This is a genomic window from Massilia phosphatilytica, assembly GCF_977014125.1.
Genome location: NZ_CDRNIL010000144.1, coordinates 1 through 5,468 on the forward strand (window position 1 = coordinate 1; position 5,468 = coordinate 5,468).

9 protein-coding genes are annotated in these 5,468 nt (G+C 61.5%); 5 read left to right on the forward strand and 4 right to left on the reverse strand.

Annotation, left to right across the window (positions count from 1 at the left end; all coding sequences use genetic code 11):
- Positions 1-205: 205 nt before the first annotated feature.
- Together ACWNCF_RS05090 and ACWNCF_RS05095 are read right to left on the reverse strand one after the other, a co-directional pair.
- Complete coding sequence (locus ACWNCF_RS05090) at positions 206-361, reverse strand: hypothetical protein (protein ID WP_449406256.1); 156 nt, start codon at positions 359-361, stop codon at positions 206-208.
- Between the two features lie 43 nt (positions 362-404).
- Entirely contained in the window at positions 405-605 is a 201-nt protein-coding gene (locus ACWNCF_RS05095) for a hypothetical protein (RefSeq protein ID WP_449406257.1), read from the reverse strand.
- Between the two features lie 920 nt (positions 606-1,525).
- Here ACWNCF_RS05095 and ACWNCF_RS05100 point away from each other — a divergent pair.
- On the forward strand, positions 1,526-1,741 hold the full coding sequence (locus ACWNCF_RS05100) for a hypothetical protein (protein ID WP_449406258.1): 216 nt from the start codon (positions 1,526-1,528) through the stop codon (positions 1,739-1,741).
- 106 nt (positions 1,742-1,847) lie between these two features.
- On the opposite strand, the gene ACWNCF_RS05105 is transcribed toward ACWNCF_RS05100, so the two are convergent.
- Entirely contained in the window at positions 1,848-2,690 is an 843-nt protein-coding gene (locus tag ACWNCF_RS05105) for a LacI family DNA-binding transcriptional regulator (protein ID WP_449406259.1), read from the reverse strand.
- Between the two features lie 631 nt (positions 2,691-3,321).
- Here ACWNCF_RS05105 and ACWNCF_RS05110 point away from each other — a divergent pair.
- On the forward strand, positions 3,322-3,600 hold the full coding sequence (locus ACWNCF_RS05110; protein WP_449406260.1) for a hypothetical protein: 279 nt from the start codon (positions 3,322-3,324) through the stop codon (positions 3,598-3,600).
- Here ACWNCF_RS05110 and ACWNCF_RS05115 read toward each other — a convergent pair.
- Entirely contained in the window at positions 3,569-3,904 is a 336-nt protein-coding gene (locus tag ACWNCF_RS05115; protein ID WP_449406261.1) for a hypothetical protein, read from the reverse strand. The genes ACWNCF_RS05110 and ACWNCF_RS05115 overlap by 32 nt on opposite strands.
- Here ACWNCF_RS05115 and ACWNCF_RS05120 point away from each other — a divergent pair.
- The 3 genes from ACWNCF_RS05120 (at position 3,870) to ACWNCF_RS05130 (ending at position 5,452) form a co-directional block, all read left to right on the forward strand.
- Positions 3,870-4,640 carry a TonB-dependent receptor plug domain-containing protein gene (locus ACWNCF_RS05120; protein ID WP_449406262.1) on the forward strand — a complete coding sequence of 257 codons (771 nt, stop codon included), beginning with the start codon at positions 3,870-3,872 and terminating at the stop codon, positions 4,638-4,640. The two genes, ACWNCF_RS05115 and ACWNCF_RS05120, sit on opposite strands and share 35 nt — an antisense overlap.
- An 87-nt stretch (positions 4,641-4,727) precedes the next feature.
- Positions 4,728-5,210, forward strand: coding sequence for a hypothetical protein (locus ACWNCF_RS05125; protein ID WP_449406263.1), 483 nt, complete (start codon positions 4,728-4,730; stop codon positions 5,208-5,210).
- 65 nt (positions 5,211-5,275) lie between these two features.
- Entirely contained in the window at positions 5,276-5,452 is a 177-nt protein-coding gene (locus ACWNCF_RS05130) for a hypothetical protein (RefSeq protein WP_449406264.1), read from the forward strand.
- The last annotated feature ends 16 nt before the right edge of the window (positions 5,453-5,468 follow it).

A 5,468-nucleotide genomic window follows, 5' to 3' on the forward strand; every position in this document is an offset into this window, starting at 1 on the left:
CCTCCCCATTGTGAAGGTTAAAACGGAGGAGTTGGATGATCCAGCACCTAAGGTTAAAACGGAGGAGTTAGTTGGATGATCCAGCACCGTCTTCAGCGACGCGGCCGACTCCAAGTCGAAATGCAGCGCCGTACAGGTTGACGAGGCCGCCGACGCGCCTTCGATTCTGTTCGCGGAATGGGATCGTACACGTCGACGCCGGCCATCAAGTTCCGGCGACGTCTTCGAAGTTCAGCGAGCGGCTGCCGTTGGCGGAGAACGAATCGCGGCCAGCTTCAGTTCCGAACGGACGTAGGACAGGCCGGCGCAGGTTCACGCTCGAACCCTCGACCGAGTAGTGTTCCGGCTCGCCCTTGGACATCGTGTGGTCGATGGCTATACGACGACGCGCTGCAGACTTCGGGTCACCAGCGGTCCGGCAGCTTGCCGATGTCGTCGGCGACGATCGAGTCGCACCATCTCGTCCTGAATTCTGCTTGAGCTTCTGCTGCGACGCACGCGGCGCGCTGGCCCGTCACGACCACGACGGCGGCCCCGTTCGGGTCCTGGCTCGCCTGGGCCTGCGCAGCGCGGCGCCGCCGGCGAGCAATGCGGATCTGGCCCACTGCGACGGCGATCGCGGTTCCTTGAATGAGTCATGCTCGGCTCCCGCGCCTCGTTCGCGGTGCCCCGCTTCAACGGCCACTGCGGATGAATATGCACCCGGCGGCGGCTGATAACGGGTTAATGCCAATTCGAGGCGGCGGCCGGAATGCGGCGCGGCCGGGATTGGCGTTGGCTCGGCCGGATAATGGTCCCGGTCCGGAATGTTGGCAACGGCGGGACGGGATCGCATTTAGTTTCATGCTTTATTTGTTGCACCAGCGATGTACGCTATGGTCTCAGTTTCATGAGTGTAATGAGTGCTGATCTTCGTGAATGTCATAACATCACTGTTGTGCGCTAACATCGTATGTATATTTATTTGCGGAAAAGTATGCTGAAAATTTATAGCTTGATAATTCGTCCGCAAGGCGCAACACACTTGCGCAGCGCTATGGTTTGCCGGAAGTTCCGCGCAAAATTGAACAGGCACAGGGGCGATAAATCCGATCCGTAGAGAGACGCGGGCCCGCAACGTAGTGCGTTGCTCATCGCAGGAACGCGGTCGCGGGCAAATCCGAGGGGTTATCAGGCATTGGCTGCCTGATCCGGATACACAATTTCAGGCTATGTTAGGTAGCGCTATCATCACACGTATATTGACATATGCGTAGTTTTGCCTATAAACAACAACTAGCCGCGACTCCAATTCTGAACATTGTTTTGGTAGCGCAATCAATTAAATCGCCAAATCGTTTATGAAAAGATTTCCCCTTCCCGTTTCGATTTTGCGGAAAGGGAAACGGCAATGTCGCTATCCATGAGAGCACGCAGAAGTCCTATCATTTCGCCATGCGACCCATTTAAAAGAGCGCAATAACAGACATGACCGATTTTCAAAAGTACCCGAACCGCATTTGCCCGCCGGCCGTCCGGAGGCCGCATGAACGTGTGTGGAACCGCTCAAGAAGACGCGCCGCACGAAAGGCGGGACTCAGCCCTCGTGGACGTGGCGCGCGTGGCGGGCGTGGCGCCGATCACGGTGTCGCGCGGAGAAGGATCGCCCGACCTCGTGCAAGAAGCCGCGCGGCCATCGAACGCACGGGCGACCGCGCCCAACCTGCTCGCCGGCAGCCGCTCTCGACGAAGAGCCGCATGATCGCGGCGATCCTGCCCACCATCGCGGGCTCCGTGTTCCTCGACATGATCCACGCGATGGAGACGCTGGCCGGCGCCGGCTACCAGCTGATCCTGGGCCAGGCGGGTTATGTGAATTCGCGCGAGGATGAACTGCTCGAAGCGATCATCGGGCGCCGCCCGGACGGCATCGTCCTCGCCGGCATCATGCGGTCGGCGAGGGCCGGCGCCGCCTGCAGGCCAGCGCCATTCCGCTCGTCGAGACGTGGGACCTGACGCCCACGCCGGCCGACATGCTGGTCGGGTTTTCGCATGTGGCGCACGGCCGCCTGCGCGAAGGCGCTGTTGCGGCGCTGGGCGCGTTCGTCGGAAGCGCTGATCACGGCCACGCGGCGGCGCCCGCGCTGGTACAGGAATTCCGCCACCGCCTGGCCCGCGTCCTCGTGCGAAAACCCGACCAGCATGTCGGCCGGCGTGGGCGTCAGGTCCCACGTCTCGACGAGCGGAATGGCGCTGGCCTGCAGGCGGCGCCGGCCCTGCGCCGACCGCATGATGCCGGCGAGGACGATGCCGTCCGGGCGGCGCCCGATGATCGCTTCGAGCAGTTCATCCTCGCGCGAATTCACATAACCCGCCTGGCCCAGGATCAGCTGGTAGCCGGCGCCGGCCAGCGTCTCCGTCAGCGACTGGATCATGTCGAGGAACACGGAGCCCGCGATGGTGGGCAGGATCGCCGCGATCATGCGGCTCTTCGTCGAGGCCAGGCTGCCGGCGAGCAGGTTGGGCACATAGCCCGTGCGTTCGATCGCCGCGCGCACTTTCTGCACGAGGTCGGGCGATACCTTCTCCGGCGAATCCAGCACGCGCGACACCGTGATCGGCGCCACGCCCGCCACGCGCGCCACGTCCACGAGCGTGAGTCCGCCTTTCGTGCGGCGCGTCTTCTTGAGCGGTTCGGCCGGCACGTTCATGCGGCCTCCGGACGGCCGGCGCGGCAAATGCGGTTCGGGTACTTTTGAAAATCGGTCATGTCTGTTATTGCGCTCTTTTTTAAATGGGTCGCATGGCGAAGTAAATCGATAGGACTCTACGTGCTCTCATGGATAGCGACAAGATACCATTTCCCTTTTCCGCAAAATCGAAACGGGAAGGGGAAATCTTTTCATAAACGATTTGGCGATTTAATTGATTGCGCTACCAAAACAATGTTCAGAATTGGAGTCGCGGTTCAGTTGTTGTTTATAGGCAAAACTACGCCTGTTCAATATTGCGTATTATTGTGATGATAGCGCTACCTAACATAGCCTGAAATTGTGTATCCCGGATCAGGCAGCCAATGCCTGATAACCCCTGCGATTTGCCCGCGACCGCGTTCCTGCGATGAGCAACGCACTACGTTTGCGGGCCCGCGTCTCTCTACGGATCGGATTTATCGCCCCTGTCCTGTTCAATTTTGCGCGGACACATTTCCGGCCGAAACCATCACGCTGCGCAAGTGTGTTGCGCCTTGCGGACGAATTATCGAGCTATAAATTTTCAGCATACTTTTCCGCAAATAAAATATACATACGATGTTAGCGCACAACAGTGATGTTATGGCGTTTGACAAAAATCACGCTCGATCACTACACTCATGAAACCGATTACAAGACCATAACGATTACATCGCTGGTGCAACAAATAAAGCATGGAGACAAGAATGCCGATCCCGTCCCGCCGTTGCCAATCATTCCGGACCGGGACCATTATCCCGGCCGATTCGCAACACCAATCCGGCCGCGCCGCATTCCGGCCAGCCGCCTCGAATTCGCATTGACCCATTATCGCGGCCGCCGCCGGGTGGCCGTATTCATCCGCAGTCGTAACCAGCCCCGCCGTTGAAGCGGGGCACCACAAACAGAGCACAGGAGACAACATGACTCGATTCAAGAGAACCGCGATCGCCGTCGCAGTGGGCCAGATCGCATTGCTCGCCGGCGGCGCCGCGCTGGCGCAGGCCCAGGCGAGCCAGGACCCGAACGGGGCCACCGTCGTGGTCGTGACGGGCCAGCGCGCCGCGCTGCAGTCCGCACAGAAGCTCAAGCAGAATTCGGACGAGATCGTCGATTCGATCGTCGCCGACGACATCGGCAAGCTGCCGGACCAGTTCGGTGACCGAAGTGCTGCAGCGCGTCGTCGGCGTCACCATCGACCGCACGATGTCCAAGGGCGACCCGGAACACTACTCGGTCGAAGGCTCGGGCGTGACCGTGCGCGGCCTGTCGTACGTCCGTTCGGAACTGAACGGCCGCGACTCGTTCTCCGCCAACGGCGGCCGCTCGCTGAACTTCGAAGACGTGCCGCCCGAGCTGATGGCCGGCGTCGACGTCTACAAGAATCCGTCGGCCGAACAGATCGAAGGCGCCGTCGGCGGCCTCGTGAACCTGCGCACGGCGCTGCCGTTCGACTTCAAGGGCCGCAAGATGGCCGCGTCGCTGGAAGACACGTATTCCGAACTGAAGCGCGGCAAGCGCCAGCCGTCCGCGCTCCGTTCATGTTCTCGGACCGCTGGAAGACCGGCTTCGGCGAGGTCGGCGCGCTGGTCGACCTCGCGTATTCGGAAAGCGGCACCCGCACCGACGCCTTCCAGGTCGAACCGTACTACCCGCGCAGCGACGTCGTCGCCGGCAAGACCGTGTGGGTGCCGAAGGGCTCGCAATGGCGCACGCTGGAACTTCGACCGCAAGCGCGAAGGCACCTACGGCGCGCTGCAGTGGAAGAAGGACAGCACGCTGAGCTCCTCGCTCACGTTCTTCAAGTCGCGCTACAAGATGCACTGGGACGAGCAGGCGATCTTCGCCCAGTCCAGCCCCTACAACATCCAGGTCGGCACGGACGCCACGTTCGACTCCAAGGGCGCCGCTGCTGACCGGCACGCTTGACCGACCCGAAGGATAACGGCATCAACTTCGGCGGCGACACGCGCTCGGCCGACCGCAAATCCGATACGACGGACATCGTCGTGGAACGTGCGCTGGCGTCCGAACGACCGCTGGACCCTGAGCACCGACCTGCAGCGCATCCGCGCCACGACCAGCAGCTTCGACTCCACCGTGGCCACCGGCGTGCAGATGCCGAGCGAGACCATCGACCTGCGCGGCGACGTCCCGACCTTGTCGTTCACCGACGCCGACCGCGCCTACCTCGCAAATCCGAACAATTACTACTGGGCGTTCACGATGGAACACCAGGACCGCAGCAAGGCCGGCGAGTGGGCCTGGCGGACGGACGCGAAGTACGACTTCGACCATCCGGTGCTGCGCGACATCCGTTTCGGCGTGCGCCTGACGGACCGCGACTCGCGCAACGAGAACTCGAACCCGAGCTACAACTGGGCGGCCATCACCCAGACCTGGCAGGTGCCCGGCACGCTCACGGGCCTGGCTTACCTGGGCGATCCGCGCTTCTCCAACCAGTACCGAGGTCCACTCGTTCAGCAACTTCTTCAATAACAACACCTCGGTGCCCGCGCTGGTGTTCCCGGCCGCGTCGCTGGCCACCGGCTACCCGGGAGCCTATGCCCAGCTGCACACGTATCCGAACATGCTGTGCGCGACCGGCACGAACTGCACGTCGTGGTACCCGGCTGACCTTCGGTACCGATCCGGCCGGCGCGAACGACCAGAAAGAGAAGACCAGGTGCTGGATCATCCAAACTAACTCCTCCGTTTTAACCTTAGCAATACGTAACTGAACGAAGTACGCCACAA

Coding starts and splice junctions, on each gene's coding strand:
- ACWNCF_RS05130 (WP_449406264.1), top strand. CDS start 5,276: ATGCCCAGCTGCACACGTATCCGAACATGCTGTGCGCGACCGGCACGA.
- ACWNCF_RS05105 (WP_449406259.1), bottom strand. CDS start 2,690: ATGAACGTGCCGGCCGAACCGCTCAAGAAGACGCGCCGCACGAAAGGC.
- ACWNCF_RS05100 (WP_449406258.1), top strand. CDS start 1,526: ATGAACGTGTGTGGAACCGCTCAAGAAGACGCGCCGCACGAAAGGCGG.
- ACWNCF_RS05090 (WP_449406256.1), bottom strand. CDS start 361: ATGTCCAAGGGCGAGCCGGAACACTACTCGGTCGAGGGTTCGAGCGTG.